The organism is Tropicibacter sp. Alg240-R139, from assembly GCF_900537075.1.
GTDB lineage: Bacteria > Pseudomonadota > Alphaproteobacteria > Rhodobacterales > Rhodobacteraceae > Falsiruegeria.
In genome coordinates this window covers 967,747-991,981 of the sequence record NZ_UNRA01000002.1, presented here as the reverse complement: position 1 = coordinate 991,981, position 24,235 = coordinate 967,747, and the positions used below count along the sequence as shown (strand labels likewise).

The following is a 24,235-nucleotide window of genomic DNA, read 5'->3' as shown; positions in this document are numbered from 1 at the left end:
GCGAAAACCATGCCGCCCGGTTCGGGGCGGCATGGTCAGAGTTTCAAGAGCGCCTTAGTTGGCGGAGCGTTCGAACTTGCGCAGCAGCGTGTTGCCACGCTCGACGGCCGCGTTCAGCGCGTCGGTTGCGTTCTTTTCGCCGCTCCAGACAGCTTCCATCTCTTCGTTGATCACGTCACGGACCTGAACAAAGTTGCCGAACCGCAGACCGCGCGAGTTGGCGGTGGGGGTGTTCAGGCTCAGCTGCAGAATGGCGGTGTCGGTGCCAGGGTTGGTTTCATAGAACCCCTGCTCTTTGGACAGCTCATAAGCGGCAGTGGTGATCGGAACATAGCCGGTCTCCTGGTGCCACCAGGCCTGAACCTCGGGCGAAGCAAGGTAGGTCATGAACTTGGCCGCGCCTTTGTATTCTTCGTCCTCATGACCGCCCAGAACCCAAAGGGTCGCGCCGCCGATGATCGAGTTCTGCGGCTTGTCTGCAACTGCTGTGTCCAACGGCAGCATGGTCTGACCAAATTCAAACTTGGCCTGACTTTTGATCGAACCGTAGTAGGCGGACGAGTTCATCCACATGCCGCATTCACCGTTGGTGAACAACGGCAGGCTGTCGCCGCGACGACCGCCGTATTTGAACAGGTTGCCCTCGGTCATGGATGCGATGTCATCCAGACGTGCGGCGACTTGTTCGTTGTTAAAGGTGAATTCAGTGTCGAACCCGGCAAAGCCGTTTTCTTTGGTGCCCAGTTCCAGATTGTGCCAGGACGAGAAGTTCTCGATCATGACCCAGGATTGCCAACCGAACGACACGCCGCAAGCCATGCCATTGTCGACCAATTTCTGGGCCGCGTCTTTTACGTCGGTCCATGTTTCTGGAACCTTGGCGCCAGCCGCGTCCAGCGCGTCTTTGTTATACCAAAGAACCGGAGTCGAGCTGTTGAAGGGCATCGACAACAGTTCACCTTCGGGCGTCTGGTAGTAGGACACAACCGCCGGCAGGAACGCGTCGCCGTCGAACGGCTCGCCCGCGTCTTTCATCATTTGTTCAACCGGAACGATTGCGCCCTTGGCGGCCATCATGGTTGCGGTGCCAACCTCGAACACCTGAACGATCTGCGGATGCTCTTTGGCGCGGAACGCCGCGATCGCGGCGGTCATGGTTTCGGTGTAGTTGCCTTTGTAGACCGGAACGACTTTGTACTCGTCCTGGGTGGCGTTGAAATCTTCGGCGATCTTGTTGACGCGCTCGCCATTGGTTCCGCCCATGGCGTGCCACCACTGGACCTCGGTTTCTGCGAATGTTGTTGTTGCAAACGACGCCAGAACGGCCGTCGAGCAGAGAATGGATTTAACAGACATTTTTTGTCTCCCCGTACGTTGGATGGGCAAAGAGTGTGCAAGCTTGCTCATAATGCAAGCAAAAGTTTTTTGACACATAGCATAACACAACATTATATTCCGAAACACAGAAACGAAACCTCAGGCGGTAAGTCATTGAAATTCAAGCTCAGACAACTCGAAGCCTTTCAGGCCGTGGCTAAAACCGGGTCGGTGACTCGGGCTGCAAAATCTCTCGGGATATCTCAACCCGCCACAAGTCGGCTGTTGTCTGACTTTTCCAAGACGGTTGCGATTGATCTGTTTCGGCGCGAAGGGGGCGTTCTGATTCCAACCAGCGAGGCGCGCTATCTGCTGTCAGAGGTCGGTCGCGTTTTCGACAGTCTGCAACATCTGGAAGAGTTGAACCGCGACCTGACGGATCGTACCGCTGGCCACTTGCGCATTGCCTGCTTGCCGGGGTTTGCAACAACCTTGCTGCCTGAACTTCTGGCCGAGTTTCTAAAAGAACGCCCAGGCGTCAGCCTGACGTTAGAACCGGATAGGCCCGAGCGGATTCTGGAGTGGATGATTGGCGAGCAATACGACTGTGGAATCACGGATGAATTCACTGGTCACCCTGCGGTTGAGCACGTCAATGTCCCGATCAAGACGGTCTGTGTTCTGCCCAAGGGGCACCCTTTAACTGGTCTAGACTGTCTCTCGCCGCTGGATCTAAAAAACGAACGCTTCATCCATGCCCGCCGCGACAGCCCGTTCTTTACGCGCCTGTCCAATACATTTGCGGATTACGGCGTGCTGATGAACACCTGGGTCGAGGTTCGACAGTTTTCGACCGCCTGCATCATGGTGGGGCAGGGCCAGGGCATCACAATCGTCAGCGCACTCGACGCTGAGCAATACCGCAACTCCAACATTGAAATTCGCCGGTTCGAGCCTGAGATCCATCACTGGCTGTCGATCCTGAAACCGGCATCCGGCAGTCGATCGCTGTTGTCCTTGGACTTTGTCGACACCTTCATGGACAGCCTGAGCCCCTATATCAGTGACACCAAGGAACGTCTCTGAATGTGATGGCGCGGCAGGCGGGTTGGATTGTGCTTGTCTTGAACGGATTTCAAAACCAAATGTTGTGCAATCTTTTCTGGCGCGCGCCGATATGAGGTTGAATTGACCGATACCACTGCCCCTCAAGGGTTCGTTCCTCCCGTTTGGCTGCGCTCACCCGTGGTTCAATCGGCCTTGGCCAGCGCCAAGTTCCGCAAACGCGGAGCAGGGGACCTGGAAGGCGCGGCCCAGTACTACCTCTTGACCGGCGGATCGGGCGCGCGCACATCTTGCCTGTTGTCTCGCCATCCGCGATCTCGTGGGTTGGTTGTCATCCTGCATGGGTGGCTGGGGTCAGTGCAGTCGGCCTATGTCGTCTCAACCGCCAAGTTTCTGTTTCGCCAAGGGTTCAGCGTTTGCCGGGTGAACCTGTTGGAACATGGTGACTCGGTCAGGTTGAACCCGGGCTTTCATCATGCGGCCGAAGACGCCGATCTGTTCGACGCCATTGCGCAGGTGGCTGACTTGACCAACGACGACGCTATGTCATTGATCGGCTATTCGCTTGGGGGCAACTTTGCCCTGCGCATTGCACGCCGCTTGCGCGGGCAGCCACTCCCCAAGTTGCGTCATGTCTTTGCGGTCAGCCCCGTGATTGACCCTGTCACCTCTAGCCCAATGATCGACGCGCATCCCGTCATGCGGGCCTATTTCACGCGCAAGCTGCGTCGCTGGTTGCGCGAAAAGACCGAGGCGTTTCCGGATCGTTATCAGGCTGGGAACATCGCAAAGCAGAACAGCGTTTTGGGCATGTCAGACGACATCATCTGCGGTTGGACAGAGTTTGAGGCGTTAGATGACTATTTCTGCGCCTATCGTCTGGTACCAACGGACTTTGACGATTGCCCCGCGCGTTTGACCCTGTTTGGCGCATTCGATGATCCGGTGGTGAACGGCGCTGATATCGCGGCAATGGCAGGCAGAGACATGGACGTTGTGATGTCCCCGCTTGGCGGCCACAACGGGTTCTTTGACTCCGTTCGCGGGCCGACATTCTATGACCGGGCGATCCTAAGCAGTTTGTCCTCGGTAAGTTGACGCTTTTTGACCAAACTCGTTCGCCAACGGCTTGCTGAATGTTAACAGTTCAGGAAAAGGTGCCCGCAAACACAACGCAAGGGTCGCATGAAACACACGATACAAGAACCGGCCCGCGAGGTCGAAGTCATACATGAAACCGACGTTTTGGTCGTGGGCTCTGGCCCTGGCGGCCTGCCTGCGGCGCTTGCTGCCGCGCGGGCTGGGGTCGAGGTTTGTTTGGTTGAGCGCTTTGGCTGCTTCGGGGGCAATCTGACGGTTGTCGGTGTCGAGGGGATGCATTGGTATCGCCACGAAGAGACGGTGGAATCCAACGGTATTGCCCGAGAATTCGAAGAACGCGCCAAAGAGATGGGCGCGGCTGTCCCCGAAAGCCAATCGCTGAGCTATGAGATCGACAGCGAGGGCTTCAAGCTGGTGGCCGACAAGATGGTGCAGGATGAACCGAACATCCGCCCCATGCTGCACCGTCAGTTTGTTGCCCCGATCATGGATGGCAACGCGATTGTCGGCATCATCACCGAATCCAAAGCCGGGCGTGAGGCGATCCTGGCAAAGCGGGTGATCGACGCCACCGGGGATGCGGATGTGATCGAACGGGCTGGAGCCCCGACGTACATAACCCCGAAAGAGGATATGATGGCGGCGTCAGTCATGTTTCACGTCGCGGGTGTCGACAAACAGCGGTTCATGGATGGCATCAAATCCGATCCGCAAACCTATGCCGACTGGGGCGGCGGCGGAGAATGGAACATTGAAACGTCCGGCAAAGAAGACGAGATGTTCTCTCCCTTCCTGAAAAAACCATTCGACCAGGCGATCAAGGAGGGTCTTATTCCGCCGCATCTGAACACCATCGCGGGTACCTGGGGCGCGGTACATGACACCGGTGAGCTGACCTATATGAACCTCATCCACATGGGCGATTGTGACGGGACCGATCCCGACAGCCTGACCAAATACGAGATCGAAGGCCGCCGACAGGCCATGCTCGCGATCGAGGCACTGCGCCGCTACACACCCGGCTGCGAAGGCATCAGGTTGCGTAATTTCGGCATGTCCCTGGGTGTCCGCGATACGCGCAAAGTGGACTGCGAGTACAACATGACCAGTCTGGATGTGCGCGAGCAGGGCCGGTTCGAGGATTCGGTGGGCATCTTCCCAGAATTCATTGATGGCTACGGTATACTGATCTTGCCCACCACAGGGCGCTATTTTCAGATCCCCTATCGCAATCTTCTGCCCAAAAAGGTCGAGAACTTGCTGGTTGCCGGCCGCGCCACAGGCGGGGATCGCGACAGCCACGCAGCCACGCGCAACATGGCGTGCTGTGCGGTGACCGGGCAGGCGGCGGGGATCGCGGCGGCAATCTCGCTCAAGGAGCAGAACCAGCCGTTGTCACAGGTCGATCCGCTGTTGATCCAGAAGGAACTCGAACGTCAGGGCGGCCGTCACCACTGATCACGGTTGCAGGATCGCGCTTTCCCATTCGTTAAGAAAGCTGCGTTTCTTGAACTGATCCAGGTAGACCAGCAGGCCGGGCCCCATGCGGATACGGCGCAAGCTGGCGTCCGCCTCGCCCCGGTTCTGATTGATCGGGGTGAAGGGATAGCTTTCCAGCGGTGTCTCGGACCAGGCCACCTCAAGCAGATGGTCAATAAACTGCCCGGCCAGCTCGGGTTGCTCTGACGCTGACGGGATTAGGGCGGTGCGCAGCATGACCGTGGTAAAATCTGCAGGCAAGACCACCTCGAACCGGGTTAGATCCTCGCGCGCCTTGGCATAGCTGCCCAGGACGTTGTAGGCGACAGCTAGATCACCGCTGGCCACATCATCGATCATCTGGGACGAACAGCAATAGAGCCGCGCGTCCAATCCGCCCATCACTTCGGTCAGGCGCCAGAAGGTTTCAGACGTGCGGGCGTCTTGCGTGGCAAAAAGATAGCCCAAGCCAGAGGCGCGCAGATCATAAGTGCCGATCCTGCCCCGGAACCGCTCGGGGTGTTGGCGCAGAATGGCGATCAGATCCTGCCGCGTTTGCGGCATATCGAGCCCGTCAAAAGCGGATCGGGACAGGACAATCGCGGCGGGCTCTTGGGTGAAGGCAAACAGGTTGTCCCGCCATTTGGCCCATGCAGGCAGGGTTTCGGTTGCGGCTGATTGGTGCCTGCGCGTTCGCCCGTCGTTTGCCAGCTTGGTCTGCAGGTCCATGGCGGAGGAAATCGCCACATCAAATTCCGCGCCTTCTTTGTTCAGGGCGAGCATAAGCTGGGTAGAACTGGCTACGGTGTAGTCCACGGCCACATCTGGATTCAGCTCCAGAAACTTGGCAATGGCTGGTGAGAAAACGGGTATGTCGCCAGTCGAAATCACGCGGACAACCTGCGCCGCATCCGAGGGCCCAAAGCGAGCGTGATCTTCGACTTCGAAACCGGCGGCACTCAGTGGCGTGATCAAGAGGGCGAGGGCAAGGCCAAGGTAACGCATCCGCCGGTTCCTTTGGGATTGTTGGTAATGGAAAGGGCGCCGTTATGGGCGCGGGTGACTTCGTCCACGATGGTCAGGCCAAGGCCGGATCCGACGATTCCGTCGACATTGCTGCCGCGGGCAAAGCGTTTCGTCAGCTCGGTAATATCGCCGACCGGGAAGCCCGCCCCGCTATCGCGGACAGTCAGGATGGCTTGGGTTTCTGAGGCTGTGACGGAAACTTCGATGTCGCCTTCGGCGGGAGAATACTTGATCGCATTGTCGAGCAGGTTGCGTAGGGCGTTCTGCAACAGGATCGGGTCACCGTGTATCACCACCGGTGCGGGGGTGTTGCAGATCATCGAGATGTCGCGCAGTTCGGCCAATGGCCCCAGGCGGTGAACCATATCTTGGGCCAGAGCGGACAGGTCGATCTCTTCCTCTTCCAAGTGATCTGTCCGAAAAGTAACCATCGCATGATCGAGCAATTGTCCCGCCGCCCGGCTGCTGTCGTCAATTGCGCGGATCATTTCGCGCAGGCTGGCCCGGTTTTCGTCCCGCTCGACCCGGTGGAGCGTATTCTCGGCATGGGTTCGCACAGTTGCTAGGGGCGTTCGGATGCGGTGGGCGGCTTCGGCGATGAAGTCTTCAGATCGCGCCAGCGATATCGTGAGCCGGTCCATGAAATTGTTGAGCGCGCCCACCAACGGAACCATTTCCGCGGGCACTGGAGCAGCCACCGGGCGCAAGTCTTGCGGCCCGCGACGTGAAACAGATGCGGCGAGCCGTTGCAGCGGTCCAATCGCCGACCGTGCGGCGAGATAGGCCATCAGGGCGGTCAGCAGAAAGAACCCCAGCCCCAGAGCCGCAGCATTCTGCGAGATACGGTTGAGCGTGGCGATCTGCCCGTTCCGGGTCTGCGCCACAGAAGCAGTCAACGTCACCAACCTCCCTTCAGAGACCAATCGGCGGGCGGCGTTGATGATCCGGATATCTTCTCCTTGATATGTTACGGTCTCAAACAGTGGACGCTCGGGTGAAGGCGTTCCGATTTGTGGCAAGTCCGAATATCCGGTCAAGAATGTCCGATCTGAATAAACGGCATAAAACACACGGTCATCACTCAGGTTGCCCAGCATGGAAAAGGCCGAATAGGGCAGGTCCAGCGTCAATTCCCCTTGCTGTACGGCGGCGGTGTCCAGAATGGCCGTGACCGAAGCATTCAGAATGTTGTCCTGGCTTTCCTCGGCCAGTTGCCTGGCAAACCCCTGAACCACAAAGAACAGAATCACGGCCAACACCGCGGCTCCCGCCAAAAGCAGAGCAATCAGTTGGCGCAGGATCGAGCCACGTTTATTGATCGCCGCTGTCATGAGATACTCATCCGGTACCCAAGGCCGCGCACAGTCACGATCTGCGCGCGGGTGCCGGACAGATGGCGTCTTAGGCGGCCCACGTAGACCTCGATCGCGTTTTCGCTGACGTCGTCATCATAGGAGAACAGCCGATCAACCAGTTTGGACTTTGAGAAAATCTGCTCGGGTGCCCCTGCAAAAACCTCGAACAACCGCAATTCCCGGTTTCGTAGATGGATAGTTTGGCCGCCTATCGACAGGGTTCCGGCAAGCGAATCAAACAGGACATCGCCAAGCGCGACCTGATTGCGTGCCGCCCCTCCACGTCGTCTGAGCACAGCGCGGCAGCGCGCTTGAAGCTCGGAAAAGTCGAAAGGTTTGGTGATGTAATCGTCTGCACCAAGGTCCAGAACACCCACCCGATCCGACACCTCAGACCGGGCTGTCAACACGATTACAGGCGTTGCATCGGCTGTGCGCCGATGCTGTTCCAGAAAAGTCCTCCCGTCCCCGTCCGGGAGCATAATGTCCAGCAAAATCAAATCATAATCGGTCGTGTCGATGAAAGCGGTTGCGTCCTCTAAGCAAGGCGCATGGTCAACCACATGCCCCTCGATCGACAGGCGGTCGAGGATGGCGCGCGCCAATTGCTCGTTGTCTTCGACCAGCAGGAACCGCATTCGTTTCGCCTTTCTTTCCTCATGTCAGGTCTGTGTCAGTTTCATGGGCTTTCCTATTAAAAAGGGCGGCAAGAGGGGCCGCTGTCAACCGGGGAGGAACCTCATGAAGACGATGAACCTGGGCCGTCGCGCCCTGATGATCGCGGCTGCAGCCGCGTTGAGCGTTGGTGTGCCTGTGGCGTCCAGCGCAGAACCTGTTGTGGACGCGATCCACTTTCTGATCCCTGGCGGCGCCGGCGGCGGTTGGGACGGCACTGCGCGCGGTACAGGCGAAGCTCTGACAGGCGCGGGTCTGGTTGGAACCGCGAGCTACGAAAACATGTCTGGTGGCGGTGGCGGCAAAGCGATTGGGTTCCTGATCGAAAACGCCGAAAGCAACCATGGCACTTTGATGGTTAATTCAACCCCCATCGTGATCCGCTCGCTGACCGGTGTTTTCCCGCACAACTTTCGCGATTTGACGCTGGTGTCAGGCACCATCGGTGATTACGCCGCTCTGGTCGTGGGCAAGGACAGCCCGATCAACTCGATGAGCGATCTGATGGCGGCTTATGACGCTGATCCATCAAAAACGGCCATTGGCGGTGGTTCGGTTCCCGGTGGCATGGACCATCTGGTTGCGGCCATGGTGATGGAAGCGGCCGGCAAGGACGCGCTTGGCGTCAAATACATTCCCTATGACGCGGGCGGCAAGGCCATGGCGGCGCTGCTGTCGGGCGAGATCGCCGCGCTTTCAACAGGCTTTTCGGAAGCCGTTGATCTTGCGAATGCTGGCGAGGTCAAAATCATTGGGGTGACGTCGGACGAACGTGTTGCAGCGGCGCCTGATGCTATGACCATGAAAGAACAGGGCATCGACACAACCTTCGTCAACTGGCGGGGGTTCTTTGGTGCGCCGGGTCTGCCGGATGACAAGCTGGCCATGTACCAGGATGTCATCGCCAAGATGTACGAAACCGAGCAATGGGCCGAAGTCCGCGACCGCAATGGTTGGGTCGACATCCACAATTCGGGCGACGATTTCCTGGCGTTTCTTGAGGCGCAAGAAAAGGCGATCGGTGATCTGATGAAGAAGCTCGGCTTCCTCTGACACCTCATACGGCCGGGCGCCATATCGTCCGGCCGTTCTCAATACTAGGAGGGTGCGATGGCCTTAGACCGCTGGATTGCATTGATACTGCTCGGGATCTGTATGGCTTATGGTTATGCTGCCTGGTTCACGATGGATGCGCAGCTTGCCCCGTTTATGCGCCGTAATCCGATCTGGCCCAGCACATTCCCCAAAGTCCTGTCCATTCTTGGCATCGCCATGTCGCTGATCATCCTGCTTGGCCTAGAAAAAAGCGAAGAGAAGATTGGTGAGATCGATTATCGGCGACTGGGGGACTACCACATCGGGCAGGCGCTGTTCTTGCTTGGCCTCATGGTTGTCTATGCGCTGTTGTTGCGCCCCGCCGGGTTTCTGATTTCGACCTCGGGTTTCCTCATCCTCGGGTCTTTCATACTAGGCGAGCGGAAGTGGCATATTATGGTTCCCACTGCTGTCATCGCGACCCTGTTCGTCTGGTACCTCGTTCAACAAGTGCTTGGGATCTACATGCGACCCCTGCCCGGATTTATTGGAGGCTGACATGCTCGAAGGACTGCTCATTGGTCTTCAAACGGCCTTTTCCCTGCAAAACCTGCTGATGGTGATCGGTGGTTGTCTGATCGGGACATTCATCGGGATGTTGCCGGGGCTTGGGCCGATGTCGATCATCGCCATCATGATCCCGGTTGCGATCTCACTTGGAGATCCGTCGGCCGCACTGATCCTGCTCGCCGGGGTCTATTACGGCGCGATCTTTGGCGGCTCAACCTCGTCGATCCTGCTGAATGCGCCGGGGGTCGCGGGGACGGTTGCCAGCAGCTTTGATGGCTATCCAATGGCCCGACAGGGCAAGGCGGGTAAAGCGTTGACGATTGCCGCCATCGCCAGTTTTTCAGGCGGTTTCATCGGCGCGCTGTTGTTGATGGTTTTTGCTCCGGCTCTGTCTTCGGTGGCGTTGTTGTTCCACTCAGCAGAATATTTTGCGCTGATGGTCGTGGGCCTGTCTGCAATCGCGGCCTTTGCCGGGACCGGTCAAGTGGCCAAGGCCCTGTTGATGACGTTGCTGGGCTTGATCATGGCCACCGTTGGCGAAGGCGCCTTGTTTAACCTGCCCCGCTTCACGATGGGGATCATGGATCTGCAATCGGGCTTTGGGTTCATCACGCTGGCCATGGCCATGTTTGCCCTGCCCGAAGCCTTGTTTCTTGTGCTCAAGCCCAAGGATCTATCCGGTGAAAACAGTGGAGAGATCAAGGACCTGCGCATCAGCAGAGCTGAGGCCAAGTCAATCGCGCCCGTCATCGGGCGCCAATCATTGCAAGGGTTCTTTATCGGCGTTCTGCCCGGTGCAGGTGCGACGATTGCCAGCTTTCTAGGCTATGCGGTCGAACGCAACATCGCCACCAAGGAAGAACAGGATGAGTTCGGCAAAGGTTCGATCAAGGGTCTTGCAGCGCCCGAGACGGCGAATAATGCGGCCTGTACCGGATCGTTTGTGCCCTTGCTGACATTGGGTATTCCCGGTTCTGGTACTACTGCAATTCTCTTGGGTGCGTTGCTGGCGCTGAACGTCACGCCGGGCCCGCGTCTGATGATTGATGAGCCGCAGATCTTCTGGGCTGTGATCATGTCGATGTTCATCGGCAACTTGATCCTGCTGATCCTGAACCTGCCGCTAATCCCTTACATCGCCAAGGTGCTGTCCGTTCCGCGCAACTACCTGATTCCGTTCATCTTGTTCTTTACCCTGATGGGGGCCTATATCGGCCAAAACAATGCGACCGAACTGTTGTTGCTGGTTGCGTTTGGGATCTGTGCGACTGCTCTGAAGTTTGCTGACTACCCGCTTGCGCCACTGCTGATCGGGTTCATTCTTGGCGGCATGCTCGAAGACAACTTCTCACGCTCCATGCAGCTGTATGATGGTATCGCCTTTATCTGGGAGCGCCCAATGACGCTCGGCTTGCTGGTGATTGCTGCGTTCTTGGTGCTGTTGCCCAGCTACCGTGCCCGCCGCGCAAGGGCGCGGCAGGACGGGGTAGCGGATGGGGATTAATCCATCCCTTCGGTGATAAAGATCTGAGCCTCACATGCACCGTCGCGCCGTTTTCGTGCGGCGGTGTATTCTTCTGAATGATAGCAGGCCAGAGCCTGTTCCATGCTGTTGAATTCGATCACCACATGGCGGGCCCATTCGGCACCTTCCAGGGTCTCTGTCTGACCGCCTCTGGCCAAAAATCGCGCGCTGTGTTCTTGGAATGCGGCTGGTGCGACGGCCTGATAGCCTGCATAGCGGTCGGGGTCGGTCACGGTGACCTGGGCGATCCAATAGGCTTTGGGCAAGAGACCTACTCCTTTTCTTGTTCTAGCAGGCGATTGGCGACGGTTGATGCGTCGTCGATATGGGCGTGAACAGTGTCACGGGCCGCCTTAGGATTGCCATCCGCAATGGCATTGTAGATGGCCTTCATATGGCCCAACCCCGGCTTCTTGCGGTCTGCCGTCGACAGGGTCATGACCCGCAATCGGCTGATGCGCCCGTTCAGACGGTTGACCACTTCCCAAGCGATGCTGTGTCCGGCGCCGGTGAATATGACCTCATAGAATTGCGCTGTCGCTTTGAACAGCGCTCGAGGGGAGCCGTCGTCAAAGGCGCCTTCCAGGTCGGCCAAAGCTGCTTTCAGCGCCTTGCGTGTCTTTTTGTCGCCAAGCTCTGCGCAGGCCATGGCCGCCGCAGATTCCAGCATCCGGCGAATGTCATAGATCTGGCGCGCGTCATCCCAGTCGAGCTTGGCCACGATTGGGCCTTTGTTGGGCAGGATTTCCACCAGCCCTTCTGCTTCGAGATAGCGGATGGTTTCGCGCACGACCGTTCGGCTGACGCCCAACTGATCACATAATGGACGTTCGACCAGGCGTTGGCCCGGTTCGAAATGCCCCTCGATGATGGCTTCGCGCATCTTCTCCTGCACGATTTCGCGCAAGGTTACTGGGGTGTGCTCGATTTTGAGGTCGGGAAAGGCGGTCTGGGTCATGGCGGATGTTTAACAATCTGCAAGTCATGGGACAAGGTCATCTTGACGTATGGTATAATGGTATACCATATTCTCGCCAACGACTCACTCTTTGATTCAGGTGCCTCAATGCCCGCAGAAATTCGCAAGACACAGCTGTTCGTCGAAAACACTCTGATAGAGGGCGGCAAGGCGGCTGCTACACCGCTCAAGATGATTGCTGCGATTGCGGTGATCCGGAACCCGTGGGCCGGGCAAGGGTTTGTCGAAGACCTGAAACCCGGCATCCTGGATTGCGCGCCGGGACTGGGCGAACTGCTGACTGAAATGGTCATTGATACTGCCGGTGGCGGTGACAAGGTCGAAGGTTATGGAAAATCTGGCATCGTTGGTGTGAATGGCGAGGTCGAACATGTCTCGGGCCTGATCCACACGCTGCGCTTCGGTAATCACTTTCGAGAAGCTGTCGGTGCTAAAAGCTATCTGTCCTTCTGCAACACGCGCGGTCCGGCAAACGCACCGCTGCTGATCCCGTTGATGGACAAGAACGACGCCGGTCGCCGCTCGCATTACCTGACCATCCAAACTTCGGTCGCAGATGCGCCAGGTCCGGATGAGATCGTGATCGCGCTTGGTGCCAGCATCGGCGGACGCCCGCATCACCGGATTGGCGACCGCTATCAGGACCTCAAGGATCTGGGCCATGACGTTGACAACCCTGCAGCTGTCTGAGCCATACGGCCAGATCGCCTACCGCGGAGCGGGGCAGGGCGAACCGGTGGTGCTGATCCACGGGGTTGGCATGCAGTCGGCTGCTTGGGGCCCGCAGATTGCTGCGTTGGCGGCGACCCATCGCGTGATCGCGGTGGATATGCCGGGGCATGGGGGCAGCGATCCGTTGCCTGTTACGGCTGAATTGCCGGATTTTGTGGCTTGGGCAGATGCAGTTTTGACGGCTTTGAATGTCGGGCGGGTCAATTTGGTCGGTCACTCGATGGGGGCGTTGATTGCTGGCGGCATGACCATGGAGCGCCCTGAGCAGGTGAAGCGGGTGGCCGTTGTCAACGGGGTTTATCGTCGTCCTGCCGATGCCCGAAACGCGGTCGAAGCCCGAGCGCAAGAGATCCGCGGGGGCGCCAGCGACCTTGAGACGCCTTTGAAGCGGTGGTTTGCGCCGCAAGAGCATGAGGCGCGTGAACTGGTGGCTGGGTGGCTTGGGGCGGTAGACCAGGGTGGCTATGCTACGGCCTATGGTGCCTTTGCACGTGGCGATGACACTTACGCCGACGGTTGGGCAAATGTGACGTGCCCCATGCTGGCGCTGACTGGTGACGGCGACCCGAATTCGACGCCCGAGATGTCACAGAAAATGGCGGATGCAGCGTGGGATGGCGAAGCTGTCATTATCGAGGGTCACCGGCATATGGTGAATCTGACCGCGCCAGAAGTTGTTACTGATATCCTGCAAGAATGGCTGGCTCGCCCAATCAAAGAAAGGAGCCCGGAATGACCACGATTGACCCGCGCGCCTTGCGCAACGCTTTTGGCACTTTCATGACAGGGATCACGGTGGTGACGTCGCATGATGGTGACGGAAACCCACTTGGGTTCACCGCCAATTCATTTACGTCTGTTTCGCTTGACCCGCCTTTGGTGCTGGTGTGCCTCGCCAACTCCTCGCAGAACTATGACGCGCTGACACAGGCTAAGGGGTTCGCCATAAACGTGTTGTCCGAGGGACAAAAGGAAGTGTCGAACACGTTCGCCCGCCCGGTCGAGGATCGTTTTGACGCGGTGAACTGGACCAAAGGCCCGCATGGCTCTCCGGTGTTTGACGACGTATCCGCCTGGTTCGACTGCTCGATGCATCAAACGGTGCCCGCAGGTGACCATATCATCCTGATTGGCAAGGTCGAGGCGTTCGACACCAGCACCGCGCCGGGTCTGGGGTACTCGCGCGGCGCTTATGTCACACCTGCGGCCGAGGCTGAGGCGCTGCGCCGTGGCGCCAAACTGATCGTGAGCGCGTTGATTTCGCGCGGAGATGAGGTGTTGATGGTGGATGATGGGCTGGGCGGGGTAACGTTGCCGCAAATGCCGGTTGGCCCAGAAGGCGCTACAGTGGCTTTGAACCAGTTGATTGCGGAAATTGGCGTTCCCGCTGACCCCGGCTTTATCTATTCCGTTTTCGAAGACGGCGCGCGCGAACACCAGCACATCTCGTTTCTCTGTCAGGCGGGGGAAGGCAAGCCCACGAAAGGCAGCTTTACCGACTTGAGTAAATCGACCTTGATGGACGTGGCCGATCCGGCCCTGAACATCATGCTGGAACGGTTTGTCGATGAAAACCGCATTGGCGTTTACGGGATCTATTTTGGCGATCAAATCAGCGGCAAAGTCCGCCCGATCATGTCAGGGAGTTGAGGCATGAAGTTTTCCCTATTTGCGCATATGGAACGGATCTCTCCGGATCAGGATCAGAAACAGCTCTATGACGAGTTCATCGAGCTGTGCAAAATCGCCGATCAGGGCGGGATGCATGCGGTCTGGACGGGGGAACATCATGGGATGAATTTCACCATCTCGCCCAATCCGTTCCTGAACCTGATCGATGTGGCGCGCCACACTGAAAACGTGCGCCTTGGCACCGGCACCGTGATCGCGCCATTCTGGCATCCGATCCGGCTGGCGGGTGAGGCGGCGATGACGGACATCATCACCGATGGGCGTCTGGATCTGGGCATCGCGCGTGGGGCCTATTCTTACGAATACGAACGCATGATGCCGGGAATGGACGCGTGGGAGGCAGGTCAGCGGATGCGCGAACTGATCCCGGCGGTGCAAAAGCTGTGGGAGGGTGATTATGCCCAAGAGGGCGAGTTCCATTCCTTCCCCTCGACCACGTCCTCGCCCTTGCCTGTGCAGGAAAATGGCCCGCCGATCTGGGTTGCCGCGCGCGATCCCAACAGCCATGAATTTGCTGTTTCCAATGGCTGTAACGTACAGGTAACGCCGCTATGGCAGGGCGAGGCCGAGATCGAAAGCCTGATGGTCAAGTTCAACGACGCTTGTGACAAATTCTCGGATCGACCACGGCCCAAGATCATGTTGTTGCTGCACACCTATGTGGCCGACAGTCCCGAGGATGTGAAATTGGGCGCCGAAGAGCTAAACCGGTTTTACAACTACTTTGGTGCGTGGTTCAAAAACGAACGCCCCGTGGATCAGGGGCTTATCAAGACGCTAAGCGACGAAGAGATCGCGGCCCATCCGTTCTATTCGCCCGAAGCCATGGAACGTGATCTGGTGATTGGTGAACCAGCGGTGGTGATTGAGCGGCTCAAGAAGTACGAGGCGTTGGGATATGATGAGTATTCGTTCTGGATCGACTCGAGCATGAGTTTCAAGCGTAAGAAAGCCTCGCTTGAGCGGTTTATTTCGGACGTGATGCCCGCGTTTCAATGAGGACAGATGATGCAGCAGTTTCAGCAGTACATTGACGGCGCGTTTGATGACGGGGCGGCGCAGTTCGATAGCCTTGATCCGGCGACAGGTCTGCCATGGGCGCGAATGCCCGAGGCCAGTGCTTCCGATGTAAACCGTGCTGTTGAGGCGGCAGAGCGCGCGTTTCTGTCCTCTGACTGGGCTTTGATGACGGCGACCCAGCGCGGCAAACTGTTGCTGAAACTGGCTGATCTGGTGACCGAAAATGCACCGCGTCTGGCAGAACTGGAAACCCGCGACACGGGCAAAATCATCCGCGAAACCAGCGCACAGATCGCCTATGTCGCCGAATACTACCGCTATTACGCGGGCCTGGCCGACAAGATCGAGGGCGCGTATCTGCCCATCGACAAGCCGGATATGGAGGTCTGGCTGCGGCGTGAACCCATAGGCGTCGTTGCTGCCGTGGTTCCGTGGAACTCGCAGCTTTTCCTGTCAGCGGTCAAGATCGGGCCTGCTCTGGCAGCGGGATGCACAATAGTTCTGAAAGCCAGCGAAGACGGCCCCGCGCCGATGTTGGAATTTGCCCGTTTCTTTGATCAAGCGGGCTTCCCCAAAGGCGTGCTGAACGTGATCACTGGCGGGGCCGAGGCTGGGGCCACGCTTACCAGCCACCCAAAGGTCGATCATGTAGCCTTTACCGGCGGGCCAGAAACCGCGCGCCATATCGTGCGTAACTCGGCCGAAAATCTGGCATCGACCTCGTTGGAGCTGGGCGGCAAGTCGCCCTTCATCGTGTTCGAGGACGCCGATATCGAAAGCGCGGTAAATGCGCAGGTGTCGGGTATTTTTGCCGCCACTGGGCAAAGCTGTGTGGCCGGGTCGCGGTTGGTGATTTCGAACAAGATCAAGGATGAGTTCCTTGAGCGTCTCACGGCCAAGGCCGAAGAGGTAGTGATCGGCGCACCGGATGACATGGTGACCGAAGTGGGTCCGCTCTGCACCCTGCGCCAACGCGAGCGTGCAATTGCGCTGATTAAAGCATCTGAACAGCAAGGCGCCAAGGTCATCACTGGTGGCGCGGCGCTGGATCGTGATGGTTTCTACTTCCCGCCAACTATCATCGACTGTTCGGGTGCGCCGGATGCGGACTGCATCACCAATGAATTCTTTGGCCCGGTCTTGTCAGTTCTGTCCTTCGATACCGAAGAAGAGGCGCTTGAGATTGCCAACAACACGGCTTTTGGCCTAGCGTCTGGTGTGTTCACCAGCAGTCTGACTCGCGCGCACCGGATGATCCGGGGTATTCGCGCAGGCATCGTCTGGGTGAATACCTATCGCGCGGTCTCTCCTATCGCGCCATTTGGCGGGCACGGGCTCAGCGGGCACGGGCGTGAAGGCGGAATTCAGGCTGCACTGGATTACACCAAGGTCAAAGCGGTCTGGCTGAGGACCTCGGATGATCCGATTCCCGACCCCTTTGTGATGCGGTGAGGGATGCCTGAAAATCGAGCATTCTACGCGGCAACACAGAAAAACTTGCAAACTGGGTCAAATTGCGCGCCCTGAATCGGTGCGTGGTCGATTGAACGTTGCAAAGACTTCATCTACATGAAGTGCATTCGCACACCAGTGAGAGGTTGTGCGCGCCCTGATATTGGGGCCGGGGCGTTCGCCCCACACCAGCCGCAGCAGCCCGCTGCATGAGTTTCATCTTAGTCGCACGCCCAGGAAGGGCGAGAAGGTAAGAAAAATGGTCGAAAACTCAACCCAAGATCTATTGTATACCATTGTAGACGAAGCGCCCGAACTGGCCAGCGCCTCGTTCCTGCCGATCATCCGCAAGTTCGTTTCCTCGGCTGGAATCACCGTTGGTACGCCGGATATTTCGCTCGCCGCGCGCATCCTTTCGGCTTTTCCCGAAAGCCTGACCGACGAACAACGCCAGTCCAACGATTTGGCCGCCCTGGGTGAGCTGGTTAAGACGCCAAGCGCGAACGTGATCAAACTGCCCAACGTTTCAGCCTCGGTGCCGCAGCTGGTTGCCGCCGTCGAAGAGCTGCAAGGCCAAGGCTATGCATTGCCCGACTATCCTGAAGAGCCGAAGACCGATGCGGAAAAAGAGGTGCGTGCACGTTATGACGCCATCAAGGGTTCGGCCGTGAACCCGGTTCTGCGCGAGGGCAATTCGGACCGCCGCTCTGCCCGCGCGGTTAAGAACTACGCCCAGAAGAACCCGCATTCGATGGGGGCCTGGGACGCATCGAGCCAGACCAAAGTGTCGTCCATGCCCGGCAACGACTTCTACGCCAACGAAGTTTCGGCCACCATCACTGCCGCGCAGGCTGGTGTTGCTAAGATCGAGTTTGTCGGCAAAGACGGCGCCGTGACCGCGTTGAAAGACGCTTGGCCGCTGGACGAGGGCACCGTTGCTGACGCGACTTTCATGTCAGCCAAAGCACTGAGCGCGTTCCTGACCGAGGCCATCGAAGACACCAAGAAAGACGGCACCATGTTCTCGCTTCACATGAAAGCGACCATGATGAAAGTGTCCGACCCGATCATCTTTGGCCACGCGGTCAAAGCATGGCTGGCCCCGGTGTTCGAACAGTTCGGCGACAAGCTGGACGCCCTGGGTGTGAACACCAATTCGGGTATGGGTGACCTGCTGGATCGCGTCAAAGACGACGCCGAGATCATGGCAGCCATCGACGCCGTCACCGCCGACCGCCCGGCGATGTATATGGTCGACTCAGACCGCGGCATCACCAACCTGCACGTGCCGTCGGATGTGATCATCGACGCATCCATGCCGGCCGTGATCCGCGCGGGCGGCAAGGGCTGGGACGGCGCAGGTAAGAAGGGCGACACCAACTGCGTCATCCCTGACCGCTGCTATTCGACCATTTATGACGAGACCATCAACTTCTTCAAGGCCAACGGCGCGCTGGACGTGACCACCGCCGGCGCCGTGGCCAACGTTGGCTTGATGGCGCAAAAAGCCGAAGAATACGGTTCGCACCCGACCACTTTTGAGGCTCCTGCTGATGGTACGATCCGCATCGTTCTGGCCAATGGCGAGACGCTGCATTCGCACGACGTTGATGGTGGCGACATCTGGCGTTCGTGCACCGTCAAGAAAGCGCCGATCGAGAACTGGATCCAACTGGCGATGGACCGTCAGCGCCTGACGGGCTCCGAAGCGATCTTCTGGCTGGACGCAAATCGTGCCCATGACGCGCAGCTGATCGCATACGTGAAGCCCGCTCTGGAGGCCGCTGGCGTTGCCGACAAGTTTCAGATCATGGCGCCGCGCGAAGCAACCGCTCAGTCGCTGAAAACCATCACTGCTGGTAACGACAGCATTGCCATTACCGGCAACGTGCTGCGTGACTATCTGACCGACCTGTTCCCGATCTTGGAGCTGGGTACATCGGCCAAGATGCTGTCGATCGTCAAGCTGATGCAGGGCGGTGGCCTTTTTGAGACCGGCGCGGGCGGTTCGGCCCCCAAGCACGTGCAGCAGTTGGTCGAAGAAAACCACCTGCGGTGGGATTCGATGGGTGAGTTCTGTGCCCTTGGTGAATCGCTGAACTTCCTGGCTGATGCGCAAGGCAACGCCAAAGCAGGCGTTCTGGGCAACGCGGCCGAGGTTGCGACCCAAGGCATCCTGGACCACAACCGCAGCCCCAGCCGCAAAGTTGGAGAGCCGGACAACCGCGACAGCCACTACTGGTTCGCGCGCTACTGGGCCGAAGCACTGGCCGCGCAATCGGACCACGCCGATCTGGCAGCCGAATTTGCGGGCATCGCCAAGGCGCTGGCCGACGGCGAGGCGGCGATCCTGGCCGAGCTGGCAGCAGTGCAAGGCCAGCCGGTTGATCTGGGTGGTTATTACCACACCGACCCAGCGAAAACGGCCAAAGTTATGCGCCCGAGCACGACCCTGAACGCGATCATCGGCTGATAGCGTTGGTGCAATGAAATTAAGACGCCCGAGGGAAACCTCGGGCGTTTTTCGTTATGCGTCTGCAAAGGGATTTTAAAGGCCACCGGGTAGAAAGGATATCTGCGTTGAGAAAACCGACCCATCTGCAGTTTCGAGTAGCACAACGAATCTCGGACCTTTGAATGCCTCGTCCATAGTTGCCATGAACCCGCCGCCGCTGAACTCCCTGTGTGTTACTTTGTTGCCGAAAGGGTCTCGACCGTTTTGGAAGAAGCACCTTTCTAGATCGTGCCAAGTTTTTTCGGTTTCACCACATTTTTTGTCTTCGTCCGATACAAATGGAACGTGTAGTGAAACCAAATAGGCGCGGCTCTCGTTTGGGGGGATTTTTTCTGGCAGCGATTGGGCTTCCATGGCGGGAGAGTACCTTAGAAGGCGTTCTTTCATCGAACTGTATTGGATGGGCGATCCATCGTCGCTGAGCAAGAAGGCGTCAAATCCCACGATTGAAACGGCCTTGTCGGCAAAGTTATGTACTCTGAGCTTCCATGTCACAGGTCCAATCACTGGTTGGCTTTTTCCACTTTCCAGGTTGGGAGCGCCAAAGGGTTGAACTTCTAGCGCGGAGCCAGTTTCAAGTCGCCCATCAGAAGCAAGCGTGATTGTGTCTGATTTTGGTGAAAACTGGTGCCATGCTGTGAATAGACTAATTATTGGAGTGGTAACTACACCTACTGAGTTGATTACTTCATGTTTCATTCGATCAGAACTTCTTTGGTAAAGTGGCTATTGGGATTTTCCAGAACTTTAGTGGCTATATCCCCTGCTTCAAACTCTCGCGAATATGCGCCTCACGCAATTGCATCGTCAGCGGGCCGGGTTGTCCACTTCCAATCGTGACGCCATCCAACTCAACCACCCCGCTTGCAAAGAGGGGGGAGGCCGTAACAAAGGCCTCGTCCGCCTGTTGTGCCTCGGTGACAGAAAAGCCACGTTCTTCGATTTCCAGCCCTTGGTCTTTGGCAAACGCCAGAATGACCGCGCGGGTGACGCCGTGCAGGATGTCGTGGGACAGGGCGCGGGTGATGAGGCGGTTGTCTTTGATGATGAAGGCATTGCAGCTGGACCCTTCGGTCACCAGCCCATCCTCGACAAACCAGACGTCATCGGCGCCCTGTCGCACAGCATCGACCTTGCTCATGCAGGTCCACAGGATCTGCACCGTTTTGATGTCGCGCCGACCCCAGCGTTTGTCGGGGCAGGACACGACCTTGAACCCGGTCTCAACGAACGGCATCGACAGCCACGGGATCGACTGCGTGAAAGCGATCAGCGTGGGTTTTGGATCAGCGGGGTAGACAAAATCACGATCTGCTGGACCGCGACTGACCTGCATGTAAATCATGCCCTGATCCAAATCGTTACGGGCGATCAACGCGCGGTGCATCTCCAGCAGGGCTTCCTCGTCTACCTCAAACGGCATCTCGATTTCAGCCAGCGAGCGTGCAAGGCGCTTCATATGGGCGGGAAATTCGATCAGCTTGCCGTTGATGACCGTTGTGACCTCATAAATCGCATCGCCCATCAGGAACCCGCGATCAAAGATCGAAACGGTGGCCTGATCCTCGGGTACGTAGGTGCCATTGACGAAAACGGTGCGGGTCATGGGATTGTCCTGAAGCTGAGTTCAAAAGTTTCCAAGGGTTATGCGGGGATGTGGGGCCAATGGCAATTGATTGAGGCTGTTGGCATGATCCAACCAAAAGTCGGGGAGAGTTAAAAAAGAGGTGGTCAATCCTGCGACACACGTCATCTATTGGTACTAGGCGGGCCGATTTGCCCAGAGGCCGGAGGGATTGATGTTCAAGTATCTTGGTTTGTGTCTAGTGGCGATTTCACTTGTGTCCTGCGGCTCGCGCCAGCGTGCTCCCGAACCTCAGACCGCACGGGTGTCCCCTGTCGGTGGACCTGTGGTGACATATCCCAAGTTCGGCGACAGCGATCCTCACGAATGGGAAGGCCGCTCGCCGCGGGCATACCCTGTGCACGGTATCGACATTTCCCGCTGGCAGGGCGCAATCGACTGGCGCAAGGCGCGCAATTCCGGTGTGAGCTTTGCCTTTATCAAGGCGACCGAAGGCGGCGATGTTGCCGATCCCAAGTTCGAATTGCATCGCGACGGCGCCAAGCGGGCCGGGGTGCGGTATGGCGCCTACCATTATTACTATTTCTGTCGAACCGCTGCCGAGCAAGCGCGCTGGTTCATTCAAAATGTGCCCAAAGATTCGAGCGCCTTGCCGCATGTGTTGGATATGGAATGGAACCCGCGTTCACGCACCTGCACAAAGCGTCCTGATGGCGCGACGGTCAGGTCCGAGGCGTTGAAGTTTCTAAGCATCCTTGAACGACATTACGGCAAGCGCCCTGTCGTCTACACGACGGTGGACTTCTACCGCGATACCGGGATCGGCAAGCTACGCGGGACGCAATTCTGGCTGCGGTCTGTGGCTGGACACCCGCGCGAGGTTTATCCGCGTCAGAACTGGACGTTTTGGCAATACACCGGCACAGGACGCGTACCGGGGATTGAGGGCAATGTGGACATCAACGTCTTTCGCAGCTCGCCCGAGAACTGGTTGGACTGGGCGGGTTAAACAAAACCGTTACATGTCTGGCTGTATAGACGGCTCTGCCTTCGGTCTTCAAACTGTATGAAGTCGCGGCCAGTGTGATGATTGGCTAATAGGAAAAGATGGAGCGGAGGTTATGGCCAACCTGCGACATGAAGGGATGCGTATCGGCGGCGAGGTGGTGTTCACTAACGTGACGCTACCTGTTCACTTTCCTTTCACGAACGAGATTGTCGGCACCGTTCCGGCAGGGCAGGCCGAACATGCCGTCCGCGCCTTTGAAATCGCCGCCTCCTACAAGCCTAGGCTGACGAGGCACGAACGCAGCCAGATCCTGCTCCGGACTGCCGAGTTGATCGGTCAGAGGCGGGACGAGTTGGCCAGATGGCTGACGCTGGAACTGGGGATTTGCCGTCAGCATTCGATCTATGAAACCAAGCGCGCGCAGGATGTGTTTCAATTCGCTGCGGCCGAGGCACTCAAAGACGATGGCGAGGTGTTCTCCTGTGACCTTACCCACAACGGTAAGGCGCGTAAGATTTACACGATGCGTGAGCCAGTGCGGGTGATCTCTGCGATCACGCCGTTCAACCACCCGCTCAACATGGTCAGCCATAAGATTGCGCCGTCGATTGCGACAAACAATTGCGTGGTGTGCAAACCGACCGAGCTGACGCCGCTGACGGCCATCGCCTTGGCTGATATCTTGTATGAGGCCGGGCTGCCGCCCGAGATGTTTCAGGTGGTCACTGGTTGGCCGGGGGATATCGCGGACGAGATGGTGACGAACGACCACATCGACGTCATCACGTTTACGGGTGGTGTTTCAGTGGGCAAGCTGATCGCGCAGAAAGCGGGCTACAAGCGGCAGGCGTTGGAGTTGGGCGGCAATGATCCCCTGATTGTCTGCAATGACTTGGGTGAGGATGATCTGCATAAGGCGGCCGCATTGGCGGTGGCCGGGGCGACCGGAAATTCAGGTCAACGCTGTACCGCGATCAAACGTATTCTGGTTCAGGAAAGCGTCGCGGATCAGTTCGTGCCGTTTGTGTTGGAACAGGCCAAGGCGATCCGTTTTGGCGACCCTCGGGACCCAGAGACGCAACTGGGCTGTGTGATCCACGCGCAGGCGGCAAAGCAGATCGAGGACCGGGTGCTGGCGGCAGCCGACCTTGGCGCGAAGATTCTGTATCACCCCAAACGTGAGGGCGCGCTGCTGCCACCCATCGTGGTCGACCACGTGCCGCATGAGTGTGAGCTGGTGATGGAGGAGACCTTTGGTCCCGTCATTCCTATCGTGCGCGTTCCGGACGACGATGCAGAGGTGATGCGCATTTCAAATGGCACCGCCTTTGGCCTGTCATCTGGCGTCTGCACCAACGATCTGAACCGTGCCATTGAGTACATCAACGGTCTGGATGTGGGCACCTGCAATATCTGGGAGCAACCCGGATATCGGATCGAAATGTCCCCTTTCGGTGGCATCAAGGACAGCGGCAATGGCGTCAAAGAGGGCGTTATCGAAGCAATGAAATTCTTTACCAACGTCAAGACCTACTCCTTGCCTTGGACGGGTTAGGAGCAAGGACTTAGTCAGTCCGAAAAGTATTCGACCAATTTGGCAAAACTTTCATGCAACCCCGTGATTGCTTCTCCTCCCAACAGTGCTTCGACCGCTGCACGTCGTGCGCTGAACCGGGGGGCTAGGGTCTGCATCAGGGCCTCTCCGTCTTTGGACAACTTCACAAGTTTGCGGCGCTTGTTCTTGGGGTCGGATTGAAACGACACCAAGCCCTTTGCACCTAGATCGGTGGCCACCCGGCTGATCTGGGCACTGTCGGTTACCATCTGACGACTGAGATCTGCGATCGAGAGGCTTTCGAAGGTCTCGACCATCTTCAGCACCCGGTATCCGGTCAGGTTCAGTGGCGTGCCTACAAGCAACTCTTGCGCGTTTTGATCCATCAGCTTGGAAATGGTGGCAAACTGAAAAGTTACGTTGCTTTCCAGGGTGCGAACCCTTTCCAGCCGTTTTTCCAGTTCCTTGGATGTGATTGTCATTTCAGGGTTCCAATATCGTGCATTCGCATGATTAACATTGAAAAAGCATCGAAAATGCAGTATTTA

General features: G+C 57.8%; 23 protein-coding genes. 14 read left to right on the top strand and 9 right to left on the bottom strand.

Annotated features, from left to right (window positions below):
- Positions 1-54 precede the first annotated feature (54 nt).
- Positions 55-1,356, bottom strand: a complete 1,302-nt coding sequence (gene ugpB / locus G6R15_RS12445) for a sn-glycerol-3-phosphate ABC transporter substrate-binding protein UgpB (RefSeq protein ID WP_164660148.1) — start codon at positions 1,354-1,356, stop codon at positions 55-57.
- 135 nt (positions 1,357-1,491) lie between these two features.
- On the opposite strand from ugpB, the gene G6R15_RS12440 reads away from it, so the two are divergent.
- The 3 genes from G6R15_RS12440 to G6R15_RS12430 all read left to right on the top strand — a co-directional run bounded on the left by G6R15_RS12440 (position 1,492) and on the right by G6R15_RS12430 (position 4,941).
- Positions 1,492-2,403 (top strand): LysR substrate-binding domain-containing protein, encoded by a 912-nt coding sequence (locus G6R15_RS12440; RefSeq protein ID WP_164660147.1) that lies wholly within the window; start codon positions 1,492-1,494, stop codon positions 2,401-2,403.
- Between the two features lie 102 nt (positions 2,404-2,505).
- Complete coding sequence (locus G6R15_RS12435) at positions 2,506-3,480, top strand: alpha/beta fold hydrolase (RefSeq protein ID WP_164660146.1); 975 nt, start codon at positions 2,506-2,508, stop codon at positions 3,478-3,480.
- Between the two features lie 87 nt (positions 3,481-3,567).
- Positions 3,568-4,941: an FAD-dependent oxidoreductase gene (locus tag G6R15_RS12430; protein ID WP_164660145.1), complete on the top strand. Its 1,374-nt coding sequence runs from the start codon at positions 3,568-3,570 to the stop codon at positions 4,939-4,941.
- Here G6R15_RS12430 and G6R15_RS12425 read toward each other — a convergent pair whose 3' ends face one another.
- Genes G6R15_RS12425 through G6R15_RS12415 form a run of 3 tightly spaced genes read right to left on the bottom strand, consistent with a single transcriptional unit; the run spans position 4,942 to position 7,981 of the window.
- The gene (locus G6R15_RS12425; protein ID WP_164660144.1) at positions 4,942-5,967 is read right to left on the bottom strand and encodes an ABC transporter substrate-binding protein; all 1,026 of its coding nucleotides are present in this window, start codon (positions 5,965-5,967) and stop codon (positions 4,942-4,944) included. It lies immediately after the preceding gene.
- The gene (locus G6R15_RS12420) at positions 5,934-7,319 is read right to left on the bottom strand and encodes a sensor histidine kinase (RefSeq protein ID WP_164660143.1); all 1,386 of its coding nucleotides are present in this window, start codon (positions 7,317-7,319) and stop codon (positions 5,934-5,936) included. The genes G6R15_RS12425 and G6R15_RS12420 overlap by 34 nt, the downstream gene beginning before the upstream one ends.
- A complete protein-coding gene (locus tag G6R15_RS12415) occupies positions 7,316-7,981 on the bottom strand; it encodes a response regulator transcription factor (RefSeq protein ID WP_164660142.1) in 666 nt (221 codons plus the stop codon). Before G6R15_RS12415 ends, G6R15_RS12420 begins: the two co-directional genes overlap by 4 nt.
- Before the next feature lie 103 nt (positions 7,982-8,084).
- On the opposite strand from G6R15_RS12415, the gene G6R15_RS12410 reads away from it, so the two are divergent.
- From G6R15_RS12410 to G6R15_RS12400, 3 genes are read left to right on the top strand one after another with little or no spacing between them, the layout of a single operon-like run.
- Complete coding sequence (locus G6R15_RS12410; protein ID WP_164660141.1) at positions 8,085-9,071, top strand: tripartite tricarboxylate transporter substrate binding protein; 987 nt, start codon at positions 8,085-8,087, stop codon at positions 9,069-9,071.
- A gap of 57 nt (positions 9,072-9,128) precedes the next feature.
- Entirely contained in the window at positions 9,129-9,611 is a 483-nt protein-coding gene (locus G6R15_RS12405; RefSeq protein WP_164660140.1) for a tripartite tricarboxylate transporter TctB family protein, read from the top strand.
- A gap of 1 nt (position 9,612) precedes the next feature.
- Positions 9,613-11,127, top strand: a complete 1,515-nt coding sequence (locus G6R15_RS12400; RefSeq protein WP_164660139.1) for a tripartite tricarboxylate transporter permease — start codon at positions 9,613-9,615, stop codon at positions 11,125-11,127.
- On the opposite strand, the gene G6R15_RS12395 is transcribed toward G6R15_RS12400, so the two are convergent.
- Positions 11,124-11,414 carry a DUF1330 domain-containing protein gene (locus tag G6R15_RS12395; protein ID WP_164660138.1) on the bottom strand — a complete coding sequence of 97 codons (291 nt, stop codon included), beginning with the start codon at positions 11,412-11,414 and terminating at the stop codon, positions 11,124-11,126. The genes G6R15_RS12400 and G6R15_RS12395 overlap by 4 nt on opposite strands.
- Positions 11,415-11,419: 5 nt before the next feature.
- Entirely contained in the window at positions 11,420-12,106 is a 687-nt protein-coding gene (locus G6R15_RS12390; protein WP_164660137.1) for a GntR family transcriptional regulator, read from the bottom strand.
- A 108-nt stretch (positions 12,107-12,214) separates the two neighbouring features.
- Between G6R15_RS12390 and G6R15_RS12385 the strand changes: the two genes are divergently transcribed.
- The 6 genes from G6R15_RS12385 (at position 12,215) to G6R15_RS12360 (ending at position 19,496) form a co-directional block, all read left to right on the top strand.
- On the top strand, positions 12,215-12,817 hold the full coding sequence (locus tag G6R15_RS12385) for an amino acid synthesis family protein (RefSeq protein WP_164660136.1): 603 nt from the start codon (positions 12,215-12,217) through the stop codon (positions 12,815-12,817).
- Positions 12,789-13,595, top strand: a complete 807-nt coding sequence (locus G6R15_RS12380; protein WP_164660135.1) for an alpha/beta fold hydrolase — start codon at positions 12,789-12,791, stop codon at positions 13,593-13,595. Before G6R15_RS12385 ends, G6R15_RS12380 begins: the two co-directional genes overlap by 29 nt.
- Positions 13,592-14,509 (top strand): flavin reductase family protein, encoded by a 918-nt coding sequence (locus G6R15_RS12375; protein ID WP_164660134.1) that lies wholly within the window; start codon positions 13,592-13,594, stop codon positions 14,507-14,509. The genes G6R15_RS12380 and G6R15_RS12375 overlap by 4 nt, the downstream gene beginning before the upstream one ends.
- Before the next feature lie 3 nt (positions 14,510-14,512).
- Entirely contained in the window at positions 14,513-15,550 is a 1,038-nt protein-coding gene (locus G6R15_RS12370) for an LLM class flavin-dependent oxidoreductase (protein ID WP_164660133.1), read from the top strand.
- Between the two features lie 9 nt (positions 15,551-15,559).
- Positions 15,560-17,023, top strand: coding sequence for an aldehyde dehydrogenase (locus G6R15_RS12365; protein WP_164660132.1), 1,464 nt, complete (start codon positions 15,560-15,562; stop codon positions 17,021-17,023).
- Positions 17,024-17,282: 259 nt separating this feature from the next.
- Positions 17,283-19,496, top strand: coding sequence for an NADP-dependent isocitrate dehydrogenase (locus G6R15_RS12360; protein WP_164660131.1), 2,214 nt, complete (start codon positions 17,283-17,285; stop codon positions 19,494-19,496).
- Positions 19,497-19,571: 75 nt separating this feature from the next.
- Here G6R15_RS12360 and G6R15_RS12355 read toward each other — a convergent pair whose 3' ends face one another.
- Both G6R15_RS12355 and G6R15_RS12350 read right to left on the bottom strand, forming a co-directional pair.
- Positions 19,572-20,237 carry a hypothetical protein gene (locus tag G6R15_RS12355; protein WP_164660130.1) on the bottom strand — a complete coding sequence of 222 codons (666 nt, stop codon included), beginning with the start codon at positions 20,235-20,237 and terminating at the stop codon, positions 19,572-19,574.
- A gap of 55 nt (positions 20,238-20,292) precedes the next feature.
- Positions 20,293-21,144 carry a D-amino-acid transaminase gene (locus tag G6R15_RS12350; protein ID WP_164660129.1) on the bottom strand — a complete coding sequence of 284 codons (852 nt, stop codon included), beginning with the start codon at positions 21,142-21,144 and terminating at the stop codon, positions 20,293-20,295.
- A 193-nt stretch (positions 21,145-21,337) separates the two neighbouring features.
- Between G6R15_RS12350 and G6R15_RS12345 the strand changes: the two genes are divergently transcribed.
- Both G6R15_RS12345 and phnY read left to right on the top strand, forming a co-directional pair.
- A complete protein-coding gene (locus tag G6R15_RS12345; RefSeq protein WP_164660128.1) occupies positions 21,338-22,132 on the top strand; it encodes a GH25 family lysozyme in 795 nt (264 codons plus the stop codon).
- A 112-nt stretch (positions 22,133-22,244) separates the two neighbouring features.
- A complete protein-coding gene (gene phnY / locus G6R15_RS12340; RefSeq protein ID WP_164660127.1) occupies positions 22,245-23,687 on the top strand; it encodes a phosphonoacetaldehyde dehydrogenase in 1,443 nt (480 codons plus the stop codon).
- Positions 23,688-23,701: 14 nt separating this feature from the next.
- On the opposite strand, the gene G6R15_RS12335 is transcribed toward phnY, so the two are convergent.
- Positions 23,702-24,169 carry a MarR family winged helix-turn-helix transcriptional regulator gene (locus G6R15_RS12335; protein ID WP_164660126.1) on the bottom strand — a complete coding sequence of 156 codons (468 nt, stop codon included), beginning with the start codon at positions 24,167-24,169 and terminating at the stop codon, positions 23,702-23,704.
- Positions 24,170-24,235: the final 66 nt, after the last annotated feature.

Coding starts and splice junctions, on each gene's coding strand:
- G6R15_RS12415 (WP_164660142.1), bottom strand. CDS start 7,981: ATGCGGTTCCTGCTGGTCGAAGACAACGAGCAATTGGCGCGCGCCATC.
- phnY (WP_164660127.1), top strand. CDS start 22,245: ATGGCCAACCTGCGACATGAAGGGATGCGTATCGGCGGCGAGGTGGTG.
- G6R15_RS12365 (WP_164660132.1), top strand. CDS start 15,560: ATGCAGCAGTTTCAGCAGTACATTGACGGCGCGTTTGATGACGGGGCG.
- G6R15_RS12400 (WP_164660139.1), top strand. CDS start 9,613: ATGCTCGAAGGACTGCTCATTGGTCTTCAAACGGCCTTTTCCCTGCAA.
- G6R15_RS12380 (WP_164660135.1), top strand. CDS start 12,789: ATGACGTTGACAACCCTGCAGCTGTCTGAGCCATACGGCCAGATCGCC.
- G6R15_RS12355 (WP_164660130.1), bottom strand. CDS start 20,237: ATGAAACATGAAGTAATCAACTCAGTAGGTGTAGTTACCACTCCAATA.
- G6R15_RS12430 (WP_164660145.1), top strand. CDS start 3,568: ATGAAACACACGATACAAGAACCGGCCCGCGAGGTCGAAGTCATACAT.
- G6R15_RS12360 (WP_164660131.1), top strand. CDS start 17,283: ATGGTCGAAAACTCAACCCAAGATCTATTGTATACCATTGTAGACGAA.
- G6R15_RS12375 (WP_164660134.1), top strand. CDS start 13,592: ATGACCACGATTGACCCGCGCGCCTTGCGCAACGCTTTTGGCACTTTC.
- G6R15_RS12345 (WP_164660128.1), top strand. CDS start 21,338: ATGTTCAAGTATCTTGGTTTGTGTCTAGTGGCGATTTCACTTGTGTCC.
- G6R15_RS12385 (WP_164660136.1), top strand. CDS start 12,215: ATGCCCGCAGAAATTCGCAAGACACAGCTGTTCGTCGAAAACACTCTG.
- ugpB (WP_164660148.1), bottom strand. CDS start 1,356: ATGTCTGTTAAATCCATTCTCTGCTCGACGGCCGTTCTGGCGTCGTTT.
- G6R15_RS12405 (WP_164660140.1), top strand. CDS start 9,129: ATGGCCTTAGACCGCTGGATTGCATTGATACTGCTCGGGATCTGTATG.
- G6R15_RS12370 (WP_164660133.1), top strand. CDS start 14,513: ATGAAGTTTTCCCTATTTGCGCATATGGAACGGATCTCTCCGGATCAG.
- G6R15_RS12425 (WP_164660144.1), bottom strand. CDS start 5,967: ATGCGTTACCTTGGCCTTGCCCTCGCCCTCTTGATCACGCCACTGAGT.
- G6R15_RS12410 (WP_164660141.1), top strand. CDS start 8,085: ATGAAGACGATGAACCTGGGCCGTCGCGCCCTGATGATCGCGGCTGCA.
- G6R15_RS12420 (WP_164660143.1), bottom strand. CDS start 7,319: ATGACAGCGGCGATCAATAAACGTGGCTCGATCCTGCGCCAACTGATT.
- G6R15_RS12350 (WP_164660129.1), bottom strand. CDS start 21,144: ATGACCCGCACCGTTTTCGTCAATGGCACCTACGTACCCGAGGATCAG.
- G6R15_RS12335 (WP_164660126.1), bottom strand. CDS start 24,169: ATGACAATCACATCCAAGGAACTGGAAAAACGGCTGGAAAGGGTTCGC.
- G6R15_RS12390 (WP_164660137.1), bottom strand. CDS start 12,106: ATGACCCAGACCGCCTTTCCCGACCTCAAAATCGAGCACACCCCAGTA.